Below are 15,448 nucleotides of genomic sequence, written 5' to 3'. Positions count from 1 at the left end.
AGCGCCAATGCTGAACACAGAAGACATTCTCTGTAAAATGCTTTTCGCACAATTACAGTCCATAGGGTTTTTCACAGAAAGTAAATCCCAGCCGGTATTGGAGAATTTCTATGGCAGATGGTTTGAAGAAAGCCAATCGATTTTAGAACGGCATCAATTTCTCAAGCGAACGCAGAACGGACATGTTCCAACACGCTCAATAGGCACCATGAGTGAGCTGTGGAAAGAATGGAATGAACAAAAATCTGACCTGCTTCAAGACAATAATATGAAAGCCATGGTGACATTGGTGGAGACAGCACTGAAAGCCTTGCCGGATATTCTGACCGGCAAGGCGTCTGCCACCGATATCCTGTTTCCGAATTCATCTATGGATTTAGTAGAAGGGGTCTATAAAAACAATCAAGTCGCAGACTATTTTAATGATGTGCTGGCGGACACGTTAGCGGCCTACCTGCAAGAACGTCTGAAGCAAGAGCCTGAGGCGAAGATTCGAATATTAGAAATCGGAGCCGGGACCGGTGGTACAAGCGCGGCTGTTTTTCAAAAATTGAAAGCATGGCAGACACATATAAAAGAATATTGCTATACAGATCTGTCTAAAGCATTTTTAATGCATGCAGAAAATAAGTACGGTCCGGACAATCCGTATTTGACATATAAACGATTTAATGTGGAGGAGCCGGCATCTGAACAGCATATTGATCCGGGGAGCTATGACGTGGTCATTGCAGCGAATGTACTTCATGCGACGAAAAATATCCGGCAGACATTGCGAAATGCAAAAGCAGTTTTGAAAAAGAACGGGCTGCTCCTATTAAATGAAATAAGTGATCATAATATATATTCGCATTTGACGTTCGGCCTTTTAGAGGGCTGGTGGCTGTATGAGGATCCTGACCTCCGTATACCGGGCTGCCCGGGTCTGTATCCGGACACTTGGAAGATGGTGCTTGAGAGTGAGGGATATCGCTATGTATCCTTTATGGCTGAACAATCACATCAGCTCGGCCAGCAGATCATTGCTGCTGAAAGTAACGGAGTCGTCCGTCAAAAGAAGAAAACTGAGACAGAAGAAGATACAGGCCATTTACAAATAGATGCTGAAAAAGATCATTCACAAGAAAATGCTTCTCTCATTGAACAAACGGCACAATTTGTGAAGCATACGCTGGCAAAATCAATAAAACTATCACCAGAGCGTATTCACGAAGATACGACATTCGAAAAGTATGGAATCGATTCGATTTTGCAGGTCAATTTCATTCGTGAATTAGAAAAAGTGACGGGGGATCTTCCAAAAACCATTTTATTTGAACATAACAACACGAAAGAACTCGTCGATTATTTAGTTAAGGAACACGAAAGCAAGCTCCGGACAACATTGTTAAAAGAAACGAAACAGCCTGCAAAAAATGAAGCGCCTCTTCAAACAGAGCGTACAGCTCCTAATAAGCCGTTTACTTTTAACACGCGCCGCTTTGCCGAAGAGCAGCAGGTCAAAGAAACTCAACAAGCATCAAATAACGAGTTGAAAAAGGAAAAGACAAGCCATTTCCAAGTGGTGCAGACGAATGATCCTAGTATAGAAGATATCGCAATTATCGGGGTCAGCGGACGCTATCCGATGTCTGATAGCTTAGAAGAGCTATGGGCGCATTTAATCGCTGGAGACAATTGTATTACAGAGGCTCCGGAATCCAGATGGCGCACATCGTTATTGAAAACATTATCAAAAGATTCAATACAGCCGGCAGATCAGAAGCGTTATGGCGGTTTTTTACAAGACATAGAATCGTTTGACCATCAGCTTTTTGAGGTGGAGCAAAGCCGAGTAATGGAAATGACGCCGGAACTCCGCTTATTTTTAGAAACCGTCTGGGAAACATTTGAGGATGGCGGCTATACCCGAACCAGGCTGGATGAACTGCGGGATGGAGACACCGGAGTGGGCGTTTTTATTGGGAATATGTATAACCAGTATTTTTGGAATATACCATCATTAGAGCAGGCAGTCCTCAGCTCAAATGGGGGAGACTGGCATATCGCAAACCGCGTTTCCCATTTTTTCAACCTGACCGGGCCGAGTATTGCTGTGAGCTCAGCATGCTCCAGTTCATTAAACGCCATTCATCTTGCCTGTGAAAGTCTGAAATTGAAAAGCTGCTCTATGGCAATTGCAGGAGGGGTCAATTTAACACTCGATCTCTCAAAGTATGATTCTTTGGAGCGAGCCAATTTGCTGGAAAGCGGAAACCATAGCAAAAGTTTTGGCACAGGAACCGGGCTTATTCCCGGGGAAGGTGTTGGAGCTGTCCTGTTAAAACCGCTTTCGAAGGCAATTGAGGATCAGGATCATATTTATGCTGTGATCAAAAGCAGCTTTGCCAACCATAGCGGCGGAAGACAGATGTATACAGCTCCAGACCCGAAGCAGCAAGCAAAATTAATTGCCAAGTCGATTCAGCAGTCGGGCATTGATCCGGAGACTATCGGCTATATTGAATCAGCGGCAAATGGTTCAGCGCTGGGTGATCCCATTGAAGTGATTGCCCTGACAAATGCGTTTCAGCAATACACAAATAAGAAACAGTTTTGTGCGATTGGCTCTGTCAAATCCAACCTGGGGCATTTGGAGGCGGCTTCCGGCATCTCTCAGCTGACAAAAGTGCTGCTGCAGATGAAGAAGGGCACGCTGGTGCCGACAATCAACGCAACACCTGTCAATCCAAATATTCAACTGGAAAACACGGCTTTTTATCTTCAGGAACAAACGGAGCCATGGCATCGCTTGAATGATCCTGAAACCGGAAAGAAATTGCCTCGCAGAAGCATGATCAATTCCTTCGGAGCGGGGGGAGCCTATGCCAATCTCATTATAGAAGAATATATGGAGAGGGCCCCTGAGAAACACATCGCTACCCGCCAGGAGGAATTTACAGCCGTTTTTTCAGCAAAAACAAAATGGAGCCTGCTCAGCTATCTTGAACACATGCAATTGTTTTTAGAGAAGGAAGATGCTCTGGATATTGAACCAATTGTACAGGCTTTACACAGGAGAAACCACGATTTAGAGCATAGGGCTGCATTTACAGTAACATCGACTCAGGAACTGATTGAAAAACTAAAGGTGTTCCAAACATCAAAAGAAAGTTCACTCCAGCAAGGTATTTATACATCATTCGATTTACAGCCATGCGCGGAATCAGCCCATAAGGAAAGAAAAACAAGTGCAGCAGAGCAATGGGCAGCAGGGGCATCCATTGATTTTAAAGAAGCTGCTCAAGGGAACCGATCCGGCTGGGTTCATCTGCCTCACTATGCATTTGATCATCATACAGCATTTCATTTCGATGTTCCTGCAGGTGATGGAAAAACATCGGCTGTCGAAAGCAATATCAATCATTCGGTCAAAGATCAATTCACATATGATGAGCCTTATGTGCAAGGCCACGTCTTCAACAATGAACGGGTGCTTGTCGGTGCAACATACAGCAGTCTGGCCATTGATGCATTTTTTAATTTGTTTCCTGAGGAAAACAGCGGCCGTATCAGCAAATTAAGCTATATCAATCCAATTGTCATCAAACAAGGCGAGACCATTGAACTGCAGGCAAAGCCGTTTCAAAAGGATCATGTCATAGAATTACAAATCATGTATCGCGAGATGGCCTCTGATATATGGAAGCCCGCCGCAATCGGACAATGCGGAAGAAGTTCTTTTGATCCAAAAAAAGTCAATATCGAGAGCTTAAAGCATTCATTAACCGAGCTTCATCACATCGATCAGATGTATAAAACCGGAAACGGGCCTGAGTGGGGTGAGCTATTTAAGACGATTACTCATCTTTACAGAGATAATAAGTCGATACTGGCAAAAATTCGCCTGCCTCAAAGCGGTCTGGCAAACGGGCATCATTACACTGTAAGCCCATTGATGACAAACAGCGCCTACTTGGCTATCCTCAGCTTCTTAGAGCAATTCGACATTGAGGGCAGTTTCCTGCCATTTGGAATCAATGATATTCAATTTACAAACCATACGATACAAGAGGATTGCTGGCTTCTGATTACATTGGTTAAGAATACAGGTGACATGCTGCTGTTCGATGTAGATGTGATCAATGAATCGTCAGAAACGATGCTGCACTATTCGGGGTACTCGTTAAAACAACTGCGTGTTTCAAATCAATTCAGCAATGAAAATCAGAACGGCGGTTTAAAAGATCGTATCAGAAGCTATGTAACAGATAAACTGGCAGTAAACATGGCCGACCCGTCAAAACTGTCTCTTTCAAAAGCTCATATTATGGATTTAGGGATCGATTCTTCTCAATTGGTTGCATTAACAAGGGAGATGGAATCAGAGACAAAGATCGAATTAAATCCGACTTTGTTTTTTGAATATCCGACTGTTCAAGAGCTGACCGATTTTTTTGTGGACAAACATGAATCATCATTTGTTCAAATGTTTGGTGAAGTTAATCAGCAGCAGGAACGCTCAGCTCAAATCGAAAACCAAATGAAACAAATACCGGCTTATGAGATGAAGACGGATAAATCAACCGAACTTATGGCCGACGGTATGGCGATTATTGGCATGTCGGGACAGTTTCCGAAAGCAAACAGTGTAACGGAATTTTGGGATAATATCATTCACGGAAGGAACTGTATCTCTGAAGTGCCAAAAGAACGCTGGGACTGGCGTAAATTTGCCTCAGCTGATAAAGAGGGACCATCAAGTCTTCAATGGGGCGGATTTATTGAAGGAATAGGTGAGTTTGATCCGCTGTTTTTTGGCATATCACCTAAAGAAGCGGCACATATGGATCCGCAGGAGTTTCTGCTCTTGATACATGCATGGAAGGCGATGGAAGACGCAGGCTTAACAGGACAGGCCTTATCCGGCCGTCCGACAGGAGTGTTCGTCGCAGCCGGCAATACGGATACAGCTGTGATTCCTTCCTTAATTCCAAACCGTATCTCCTATGCACTGGATGTAAAAGGGCCAAGCGAATATTACGAAGCTGCCTGCTCATCAGCTCTTGTGGCTTTGCACAGAGCCATACAATCCATCCGAAACGGCGAATGTGAGCAAGCCATTGTCGGGGCTGTGAATTTGCTGCTTTCACCAAAAGGCTTCATTGGTTTCGACTCAATGGGATATTTGAGTGCGGAAGGACAGGCCAAATCCTTTCAAGCAGATGCGAATGGCTTTGTCAGAAGCGAAGGAGCAGGGGTTCTCATCATTAAACCTTTGCAAAAAGCCATAGATGATTCTGATCATATTTATTCGGTTATTAAAGGTACAGGTGTATCGCATGGCGGCAGGGGAATGTCACTTCACGCGCCAAATCCGGTTGGTATGAAGGATGCAATGTTTAAGGCTTATCAAGGAGCGCAAATCGATCCCAAAACGGTAACATATATAGAAGCGCATGGGATCGCTTCTCCATTGGCAGATGCGATAGAAATGGGTGCGTTAACTTCAGGATTAAGCCAGCTTGAATTGGAACTTCCACAAGAAGTACAGGAGGAAGCGCCATGTTATATCAGCAGCTTAAAGCCAAGCATCGGACACGGTGAACTGGTCTCCGGCATGGCTGCTCTCATGAAAGTCAGCATGGCGATGAAGCATCAAACAATACCAGGCATATCCGGATTCTCTTCTTTGAATGATCAGGTGTCAATGAAGGGCACCCGTTTCCGAATGACTGCAGAGAACCAGCAGTGGGAGGATATAAAGGATGGCGCTGGCAGTAAAATCCCGCGCAGAGCGAGTATCAACAGCTATAGCTTTGGAGGCGTAAATGCGCACGTCATTTTAGAAGAATATATTCCTTCACCAACAGTACCGGCTAATATGAATGAGAATGAAGCATACATGATCGTCCTTTCTGCAAAGAGCCAGGACAGGCTAAAAGCCGTTGTTCAACAGCAGCTAGATTATGTGAACAAACAACAAGAACTGTCATTCCAACATTATGCTTATACACTTCAAACCGGGCGAGAGGAGATGGGTGAACGGCTGGCGCTGGTCGTCCGCAGTAAAAAAGAACTCGTAATCGGCTTGCAAGACTGGTTAACAGCTGCGGAAAAAGGCGAAAAGCCGAAAAGGTCTGTACCCGTCTTTAGCGGAAATGCAGAAGAGGGCTCATCAGATATCGAAACTTTGCTTGATGGTCCATTAAGAGAAATGGTAATAGAGACACTGTTGTCTGAAAACAACCTTGAAAAGATTGCATTTTGCTGGACAAAAGGGGTGCAAATCCCGTGGGAGCAGCTTTATCAAGGAAAAGGTGCACGAAGAATACCGTTGCCGACCTATCCATTTGAAAAGAGAAACTGCTGGAATAGCTTTCAAGCAGTAGAGAATACGCTCTCTGTATCACACGATGAGCATATCAACATCAGCGATCATCACATGTTAGCTGATGTATTAGGGATGGCTCCAGAAGAACTGCATCCACATAAGCCATTGCAGCATTACGGATTTGATTCGATTTCTTGCATACAGTTATTACAGCAATTGCAATCAGAAGTTGATCCTTTCATCACCTTGCCGGAGCTGCAAGCATGCCAAACCGTGCAGGATATGACGGATTTGATCGCAAAGAAACGGGAGGATTCATCCATACAAAACGAGCACACTCGTACATTTCCGGAATTGATACCGTTAAATGACGGCAAGCGGGGGCGCCCTGTATTTTGGTTTCATGGAGGAGTAGGAGGCGTTGAAATCTATCAGCAATTTGCACAAAAAAGTCAGCGACCTTTTTATGGCATTCAAGCAAGGGGATTTATGACTCAACATGCTCCTTTGCATGGAATTGAACAAATGGCTTCCTATTATATAGAGATCATTCGAGCCATACAGCCGGAAGGCCCTTACGATGTAGGCGGATATTCCTTAGGCGGAATGATTGCATATGAAGTCACACGCCAGCTCCAAAGCCAAGGCCTCACTGTCAAAAGCATGGTGATGATTGACTCTCCATACAGTTCTGAGACGAAAGAGCATGAGGCTTCTATGAAAACGTCAATGCTGCAAACAATCAATACAATGCTGGCATCGATTGCGAAGCCGGATAAGCTTACTGACGTTCTCATCAGCCGTGAAGAGGTAGAATCAAGCACAGAGGATGAAGAATTCCTGTCTGAGCTGATCGATTTGGCAAAGAAACGGGGATTAAACAAACCGGAGAAGCAAATACGTGCGCAGACTCAGCAAATGATGAAAACACAGCGTGCCTATGATTTTGAAGCGTACACTGTACAGCCTCTGCCTGATCCTGAGGCGGTAAAATGTTATTACTTCCGCAACAAAAGCAGGTCTTTCTTTGGTGATTTAGACATTTATTTCACTTTATCAAATGAAAAAGCACCGTTCGATCAAGCTGCCTACTGGGAGGAATGGGAGCGTCAAATTCCCCAGTTCAATCTGATAGATGTCGATTCAAGCAACCACTTCATGATATTAACGGAACCAAAAGCGTCCAGAGCCATGTTAGAATTTTGCGAAAAGCTCTATTCAAACAAGGGAGTAGTGAACGCGAATTTTCTTAAGGCTTTCCGGAAAAAACATGAAGCAAGAGAAGAAAAGGAAGATGAATTGGTGAAGCACTGAGAAACACAAAAGCCCCCTTTTGAAGGGGGCTTTTTGAATATGTTATTTTGAAAGTGAGACAGGGAGACTTTCTAACCCTCTTAAAAAGACATTTTTTCTCCATTGGATTTCATCAGGCGCTGCCGCGAGCTCAATATCCGGAAATCTCTTTAGTAGTGCGTTGAATGCAACGTGGCCTTCCAGCCTGGCAAGCGGCGCTCCTAAGCAGAAATGAATGCCAAAGCCAAAAGAAATATGTCTGTTCGGCGACCGTTTGATATTTAAAATTTCAGGGTTCTCAAAAAAGTTTGGATCGCGATTGGCAGATCCAATGCCTATAAAGATCATGTCTCCTTTTTTGATTAAATGCCCCTTGTATGTAAAGTCCTCGATGGCCCACCGATTTGCCATCATCACGACAGGCGAGGTGTAGCGCAGCAATTCTTCAACCGCAGTAGCAATCATTTCAGGATGCTGCTTCAGCTTCTCACATTCCTCTTTGTGCTGAAGCAATGCAAGGGTGCCTGATCCGAGTAAGTTAACGGTCGTTTCAAGACCCGCTACGACCAGCAAGAACAGCATCGAATAAAGCTCTTTTTCGCTTAACTTGCTGCCGTTTTCTTCAGCATGCACAAGTTTACTGATTAAATCGTCTTTTGGCTGTATCCTTCTGTCATGGATCAGCTTGGCGATATAGTCTTTGAATTCACGAAGGGCTTGATTTGTCAGCTCTCTATTACCTTCAGAGGTATCAACCATCGCATTGGTCCAGATTTGAAACTGTGCCCGATCCACTTTAGGAATTCCCATCAATTCAGATATAACAATAAAAGGCAAAGGGGATGCGAAGGATTTCATGATATCCGTTTTGTTTTCTTTTTCCATTTCATCTAAAAGCTGTTCAGAAATTTGTTCGATGCTGCCACGCAGATTTTCAATGGTGCGTGGAGTAAATGCTTGATGAACAAGTGATTTCAAGCGGGTATGGTCAGGTGTGTCTTTTGCCAGCATATGATCGGATACGAAATCGATATCCTCGCTGACGTTGAGCATTTTGATTTGTTCTTGGCTCATCACGTTTTTAACATCTCTTGTAATTCGATTATCTTTTAGAAAGGCCATACAATCATCGTAACGGGTGATTAACCAAGCCGGATATGTGCCGCCGAACCGTTTTAATTCAAATCGGTGAATGGGATCTTCTTCTCTAAATCGGCCCAAAACTGAAAAAGGATCGTGATGAAATTCTTTTCCGTGCGGATGAAACATCAATTTTTCCATGTGCATTCTCCTCGCCTAATAGGGTAAATAGATGATTTCATTCTGTTAAACAAGTTGTAGTAAAAAACGGAATTGTTTGAAACTTAATCCTGTCTCTAAAACTATATATCTATTTTAGGCGGCATTCAATAGGGTGAAGAACGAAAACAATGAAAAAGTGGTTCCATGTAAAGCAGCGCCTTTGAATGAAAGCTCAAAGGCGCTAAGCTGTATGATTTTTATGAAAGTGACTGTCAGCTGTGCTGAACATCAATTGTGTATACTGCACGATCTGTTACAACCTTCAATCCTTCGTTTTCTTGGTGAATATGAATATCACCTAATAAAGGAATCTCATAGGCATTTTGCGGAAGCGGTACGTCCCCATCCTCAGTATAAGTTGTTCCTTCGCCTTCTAAAACAAGTTCTTCTTTTGCAACATAGTCATCAGGATGATTCGTGCTTCTTATACCCACTTTTTGAAGGTGGAGAACAATCTGATCCAAATCTGAAACCTCTTCATCATGGTTCAATTCGCCTTTTCTAATATCAAGCGTCTGGCCGACTTTGGATTCCAGCCATTGAGATAGCTGTGTATTCGTGTATGCCATCAATATTCCTCCTTTTGATCTACACGATACTATTCCCAATTGCTGCATCTTTTACACGCATAAGAACCGCCTCACCCCTTATGTATGAAACAATTCGCTGTTCAGAGCCTTGATATAACGTACGGCAGAACGCTGGACGGCTTCGCCGGCATTTTCTCTGACAACTTTAGAAAAAGCGTTGTAAAGCCGGTTGAATTGAAGCGGTTTCATTTTGGCTGCTATTTCTTCAACTTTGGAGGCGGGAAGGGGAATGAGATTTGGATAGCTGTACATAAAGCTGACCCAGTTCCGATCCGCCGCAACCGTAATGATATCCCCGGTCAATAGACAGCCTTTCCCTTCATTGCCTTTGCTCCAATGGAGAACAGCACCGCCTTTAAAATGTCCGCCCAGGCGGTAGAGGTCCAGTCCCGGCTTCATCTTGAGAGTTTCACCTGACCAGAAATGAATGTGATTGCTCGGCCTTGCCACCCATTCTTTGTCATCCTCATGGATATAGATCGGGGCCTGAAACGCTTCAGCCCACTCAACCTGAGCAGAGTAATAATGCGGATGAGACAAAGCGATGGCTTGGATACCGCCTAATTCGTTAATTTGGTTAATTGTCTTTTGGTCAAGATATGAAATGCAATCCCACAGCACATTGAAGCCCTTATGCTGGATAAGAAATGCTGTCTGTCCGATCGCAAACTCTGGTTCAGTTTTGATGCTGTAGAGATGTTCTTCTTCCTTTTTGAGGATGTTTTGAAGGTTTCCTTTTTCACGCATGTCTTCAAGGGTTGTCCAAGATTGTCCATCAGGATGAATATACTGCCTTTCTTCATCGCAAATCAGACATGAGTTAGGCGGATTTACAGTATGCGCATGTTGTACACCGCATGTGTTGCAGATATAATATGGCATTTTACCCACTTCCTTCATCCATTTTCTATTATTTTATCCCATTATTATGAAAATTCAAAACATAAAACCGGCAACTCTGCTGAGAGAGATTTGCCGGCTTTATGATGCTGTCTATTGGCCGGGAACGGAATTTTCTGCGTTTACAGCGCCCGCTCCGTAAACATTCGGATCTTCATCTTTCCATTTGTCTGTCCCATTTTTTAACAGATCTTTCACTTCATCAGGTGTAAGGTCAGGATTTTGCTGAAGGATTAAAGCTGCAATTCCTGCACAGATGGGCGTTGCCATCGATGTTCCTGACATTGAAAAATACTGAGATCCTACACGGCTTGACTTTTGAAGCTTATCGATATAAGAATTCGGAGAGCGAAGGGAAATAATATTAACACCGGGCGCTAATATATCAGGCTTTTCTTTCCCGTATACTGTCGGCCCGCGGCTTGAGAAGGAAGCGACTGTATCATCATCGCTGCTTGCGGTATTGTTATCGTCAAGCGCACCTACTGTAATCACCTTTTCGCTCACGCCCGGACTTGCAATCGTTTGTGGATCAGGCCCTGAGTTTCCGGCAGCGACACAGACGACAATCCCCGCGTTCCACGCTTCTTCAACCGCTCTGACTAACGGGTCTTCCAGTTCATTATCATATCGAAGCGCATCGCCCCCGAGCGACATACTGATAATATCAATCGGTTCATTCGGGTTGTCCTCATTGTATTGAATACACCACTCTACACCTTCAATAATATCCGCTAACGTTCCTGAACCTTGCTTGTTTAACACCTTCACACCGATTAGGTTGGCTTCCGGTGCAGGTCCGCGGTATTGGCCGGACGAGGACGCGCCGCTGCTTGCAACATCACCTGCACAGTGTGTGCCGTGACCATTATCATCATAAGGCTCGGTTTTTTGATTGACCATGTCCGCGAATCCGACAATCCTGCCTTCTAAATCAGGGTGCGGGTAGATTCCTGTATCGACAACAGCGACGGTAACGCCTTTTCCTGTCAGGGTTTGCCCGTTTCTAACGACTTCCTTCGCGTGGCTTGCTTCAGTTGCCTTGTCTAGAAGCGCTTTGACTTCTCGGTTTAAATACACTTTGCGGATATCGCCGCATTCAGAAAGAAGAGAATGTAACGCTGAAGGGGTAACCTCCGCGCTGCAGCAATTGATTTTGTTGAAGCGGCTTTTTAGCTTGCTGCGTTTTTCTTTTTGCAGCACCTGTCCAGCCGTTTGGAAGCCGGTCTCGTGACAGCCTTCCTCAAATTCAATAATGACTGACATTTTTTTTCTGTTTTTCAATTTGGTTTCGAAAAATTGATGCAAGAAGCAAGGAGTCCATTTGAAGGGCTTGTAAAGCTGCAAGACGCTTTCCCGTAACGGCCAATCTAGCTTATGAGCATTTGCTCTCACCATTTGTACCATAGAGTACCCAAACATGTATTTTCCTCCTATTATAAGGTTCTCTGTATACTCTATGAACAGATGATAGGTTTGGTAAGTTTGTTTGTCCTTTATAAGAGGCAGACATGAGTTGGTTTTTATGAACCTTTCGAATCAGATACGAAAGATTCATAAGTCGTGGCAATCATTGGACATTGAAAAAGAACGTTTGTTCGTATTATAATATTGTCATATTAAACAGGCAGGAAGGGTGCAGCTGGATGAATTTCTTCTTACATCGGTCTTTGGAAAGCCAAATGCCAATCAGCATTATATATATGAAGAAAGACGGAACGATAAGCAAAAGAACGATTATTGTAAGACAGAAAAGCAAAACGCAAATCAAAGCTTTTTGTTTTTCGAAACAACAGATCAGAACGTTTTTGTTAGACTCTATTCTCTCCTGTGACTTTGTGAGAACAAATAAGCAAAATTTCTATTTTGCAGGACGATAACAGGCTGTCCGTTTCTGTATACCGGGCAGCCCGTAAATTGGAAAAACCCTCCTTAAACCTCTATACATTTAATTACCAAGTGAGGTTGTTCCTACCTTTTTTGCCTTTCCTCTCAATCTTTTTTCACTCATATTTGAAATGAACCGCTATTAACTGTGACAATCAATTGATTTTTTGAAACCGGGAACTTTTTCACTGATGATATAGTGTATACAATGGTAAGATAAAACCTATTGGCTAAACCTCATATAATGAACCGTGCCATTCTTATGAAAGGAGTTAAACATGAGAAGATTTATACTAAATGTCATATTAGTCTTAGCCATTGTCTTATTCCTAAGATATGTTCATTACTCATTAGAACCTGAACCATCTGATCAGCCAGATACATATTCAAATTTCAGCAGCTTGGCAGAGAATGAGAGCCCAGCCGATTATGATATTTCTTATAATGAAAAAAAGGGAAGCAAAGTCTTAATTATGTCTCCGCACGGCGGAAGAATTGAAGGCGGAGTAAGCGAGCTTGTGCGGTATTTCAATAATGAATACTCTACATACCTGTTTGAAGGGCTGAAGTCACACGATAACCAAACGCTGCACATTACAAGCACCAACTTTGATGAGCCATTGGCTGCAAAGAAAATCAAGGAGCACCAATATGTTGTGGCTTTTCACGGATATAAAGGGGAGAACAAGAATACACTTGTTGGAGGCACAGACCGAAAGCGGGCGAAAATGATCGTAAGAGCCCTTGAGAGAAGAGGATTTTCAGCTGAGCTAGCGTCGTCTAAAAGCGGTCTCGCTGGATTGAGTGCCGAAAACATTAACAACCAAGGGGAAACAGGGCTGAGTATCCAGTTGGAAATCAGCCGCGAACAGAGAGAAGCATTTTTCGATGATTTTTATTATAAAAATAGGAAATACACAAAGAACAGTGAATTTTATGCTTATGTTCGTGCGATCAAAAGTGTCCTTGAAAAAGAGTATTCGTAACAAGCAGATCTGAAGACAAAATAAGAGAAGATCAGTAGACTGAAATAGGATCATAAAAGGAGGCAAAACATACGATGGCAGATCATCATTTTTATTTAAAAGCGAACTGGCCGGGAAACCGCAATGACGTCGGTACGATCGAAAGCGGAAACCTCATCACATCTATTTCTATTCCTAAAGAAATGGATGGACCGGGAGAGGGAACCAACCCAGATGAAATGCTTCTCGGGGCGGCAGCGACCTGTTACATTATTACACTTGCTGCAATGATGGAAAGAAGCGGGCTGGAAAAAGAAGACTTGCAGATGGAGTCAGAAGGTATTGTCGACGTCACAAAAGGAGTCTTTACATACAAAAAGATCATTCACCGTCCCTCCGTCGTGCTCAAACATGATGCTTCACAAGAAGACATTGCATTGTCGCACAAGCTTTGTGAAAAGGCGGAGTCGTCATGCATGATTTCACGCGCAGTTCAAGGAAATGTCGAGCTGCAGCTTGAGGCCACTGTAAAACGGGCTGGTGAATAAAAAAACAGACGGTCACTCACAGACCGTCTGTTTTTTTTCTTTAGCAGGGGCTTTTGACTGATTTAACACGACGACGCCTACAATGACAAGCGTGAGCCCGAACACTCCCTTTAAACTGATGGTTTCTCCAAAAAGCAAAAATCCGACAATGGCTGTGAGCGCCGTTCCAACGCCCGACCATGTCGCATACGCGCTTGATAAGTCAATTGTTTTTAAAGAAAAGCTTAGAAAGGTAAAAGCAGAAAGAAACCCGGCAATGACTCCGATAATGGGCCAGGCTTGTGTAAATCCTTCTGAAAGCTTCAGCATCGTGCTCCCGAAAACCTCAGATACAATGGCAAGAGCCAAATAAAGAAATCCTTTCATGATCATCACTCCTTACTGCCAGTTAAGTAACACAACCCCTGAAATTAATAAAAGGATTCCAATTAGTCCTTTCACGTTCAGTTCTTCCTTGAACCATTTCACTCCGATCACTGCCGTCAGCACCGTGCCCACACCGCTCCATGTCGCATATGAGAGACTCAGGGGGATATGGTTTAAGGTGAGCGACAGCATGTAAAAGGCGAGGGAATAGCCAATCACGACCAAGGCGCTTGGCTTCCATTTTTTGAAGCCGTTAGACACTTTCAGCATGGCCGCTCCTATCGATTCCGAGCATATGGCAATCGTGAGGAATATGTATCCTATTAACATTGTAAATTCTCCTCACTTCAAATATGTTTTTAGGTCATAAAAATCTCAGCTAGAAAAATATTAGTGTATGCCTAAGTATGAGTCAAGAGATTCATTTTCACTGACATAAAAAAGACCCCTTTTTTAAGAGGTCTGTTGTGTTTAATAGTAATAAGGATATGGAGGAAACGGATAATAGGGATATCCGCCATAGAAATAAGGATTAAATAAAGCGCTTCCTACAAGCCCGCCTACAAGGCCGCCGAAAAAAGGTCCCCCGTAAAATCCGAATGGACGGCCAAATCCAAACCCGTAGCCAAATCCAGGTCTTCCAAACCCAAAAGGTCTTCCAAATATTCTTGTATCTTCAGCAGTGAAATTCTCTATCTCGTTCATTTTTTCTTTCCTCCTGTAATAAATTGTAGATGATGCAGTGTATTCAGCCTACCCAGATTTGATTGGGCGTTTGATGAAAAAGAAGGGATGTGATCACATTGGGCCTGTATCCGTCTGACTGGTCAAAAGCGCCGCCTCACGCACATGCTTATCATGTCAAAACAACCAAAGAGCAGGGACATTATCATCTCATTGAAGGATTTACTCAGCCGGCTAATGGATCGAATACCGATCAGCATACACACTACTTTACTGGGATTACGTCTTTTGAAAGCGGTCATTTCCACCGGTATTACGGAATCTCGGGCCCTGCAATTCCCTTAGCAGACGGCACTCATTATCACGAAATCGAAGAAACGACGTATCTGGCCTATAATGAACCGATTGAGATCCGGTACGGAGGCGTTGTGTATGATCCGAAAGATGACGGAAGAAAAACGCATCGGCATGCCCTGAAAGGAAGGACGAGAGAAATCGTCGGCAATGAGCCGCTCGGCTGGTAGCAGGATGTTTACCGGTGCAAAAAAAGGGCAAAATGGATAGGTGGTTGTACATGATGAATGCTATAATGGGGGGAGA

12 protein-coding genes are annotated in these 15,448 nt (G+C 43.6%); 5 read left to right on the top strand and 7 right to left on the bottom strand.

The features are described from left to right. Window positions 1-7: 7 nt before the first annotated feature. A complete protein-coding gene (locus BSI_RS12085; protein ID WP_003238381.1) occupies window positions 8-7,627 on the top strand; it encodes a beta-ketoacyl synthase N-terminal-like domain-containing protein in 7,620 nt (2,539 codons plus the stop codon). Between the two features lie 42 nt (window positions 7,628-7,669). On the opposite strand, the gene BSI_RS12090 is transcribed toward BSI_RS12085, so the two are convergent. The 4 genes from BSI_RS12090 to aprX form a co-directional block, all read right to left on the bottom strand. Continuing rightward, the gene (locus BSI_RS12090) at window positions 7,670-8,887 is read right to left on the bottom strand and encodes a cytochrome P450 family protein (RefSeq protein ID WP_003238379.1); all 1,218 of its coding nucleotides are present in this window, start codon (window positions 8,885-8,887) and stop codon (window positions 7,670-7,672) included. A 233-nt stretch (window positions 8,888-9,120) separates the two neighbouring features. After that, window positions 9,121-9,477: a protein YmzB gene (ymzB, locus tag BSI_RS12095; protein WP_003238377.1), complete on the bottom strand. Its 357-nt coding sequence runs from the start codon at window positions 9,475-9,477 to the stop codon at window positions 9,121-9,123. Between the two features lie 78 nt (window positions 9,478-9,555). Then, window positions 9,556-10,380, bottom strand: coding sequence for an MBL fold metallo-hydrolase (locus BSI_RS12100; RefSeq protein ID WP_003238374.1), 825 nt, complete (start codon window positions 10,378-10,380; stop codon window positions 9,556-9,558). 111 nt (window positions 10,381-10,491) lie between these two features. After that, window positions 10,492-11,820: a serine protease AprX gene (gene aprX, locus BSI_RS12105; RefSeq protein ID WP_003238372.1), complete on the bottom strand. Its 1,329-nt coding sequence runs from the start codon at window positions 11,818-11,820 to the stop codon at window positions 10,492-10,494. A gap of 224 nt (window positions 11,821-12,044) precedes the next feature. On the opposite strand from aprX, the gene BSI_RS23065 reads away from it, so the two are divergent. The 3 genes from BSI_RS23065 to BSI_RS12120 all read left to right on the top strand — a co-directional run bounded on the left by BSI_RS23065 (window position 12,045) and on the right by BSI_RS12120 (window position 13,798). Beyond that, a complete protein-coding gene (locus BSI_RS23065; RefSeq protein WP_003238371.1) occupies window positions 12,045-12,278 on the top strand; it encodes a hypothetical protein in 234 nt (77 codons plus the stop codon). A gap of 285 nt (window positions 12,279-12,563) precedes the next feature. After that, window positions 12,564-13,271 carry a poly-gamma-glutamate hydrolase family protein gene (locus BSI_RS12115; RefSeq protein ID WP_003238370.1) on the top strand — a complete coding sequence of 236 codons (708 nt, stop codon included), beginning with the start codon at window positions 12,564-12,566 and terminating at the stop codon, window positions 13,269-13,271. Between the two features lie 74 nt (window positions 13,272-13,345). After that, the gene (locus BSI_RS12120) at window positions 13,346-13,798 is read left to right on the top strand and encodes an OsmC family protein (protein WP_003238369.1); all 453 of its coding nucleotides are present in this window, start codon (window positions 13,346-13,348) and stop codon (window positions 13,796-13,798) included. A gap of 12 nt (window positions 13,799-13,810) precedes the next feature. Here BSI_RS12120 and ebrB read toward each other — a convergent pair whose 3' ends face one another. The 3 genes from ebrB to ymaG form a co-directional block, all read right to left on the bottom strand. After that, window positions 13,811-14,164, bottom strand: a complete 354-nt coding sequence (gene ebrB / locus BSI_RS12125; protein ID WP_003238368.1) for a multidrug efflux SMR transporter subunit EbrB — start codon at window positions 14,162-14,164, stop codon at window positions 13,811-13,813. Window positions 14,165-14,176: 12 nt separating this feature from the next. Further along, window positions 14,177-14,494, bottom strand: a complete 318-nt coding sequence (ebrA, locus tag BSI_RS12130; protein WP_032732040.1) for a multidrug efflux SMR transporter subunit EbrA — start codon at window positions 14,492-14,494, stop codon at window positions 14,177-14,179. Between the two features lie 141 nt (window positions 14,495-14,635). Continuing rightward, entirely contained in the window at window positions 14,636-14,869 is a 234-nt protein-coding gene (gene ymaG / locus BSI_RS12135; protein ID WP_003238366.1) for an inner spore coat protein YmaG, read from the bottom strand. Window positions 14,870-14,958: 89 nt separating this feature from the next. Between ymaG and BSI_RS12140 the strand changes: the two genes are divergently transcribed. Next, on the top strand, window positions 14,959-15,372 hold the full coding sequence (locus tag BSI_RS12140) for a YmaF family protein (RefSeq protein ID WP_080010801.1): 414 nt from the start codon (window positions 14,959-14,961) through the stop codon (window positions 15,370-15,372). The last annotated feature ends 76 nt before the right edge of the window (window positions 15,373-15,448 follow it).

This window comes from Bacillus inaquosorum KCTC 13429, assembly GCF_000332645.1.
Classification (GTDB): Bacteria; Bacillota; Bacilli; order Bacillales; family Bacillaceae; genus Bacillus; species Bacillus inaquosorum.
The sequence above is the reverse complement of the archived record's forward strand: the minus strand, read 5'-3'. Positions and strand labels throughout refer to the sequence as shown.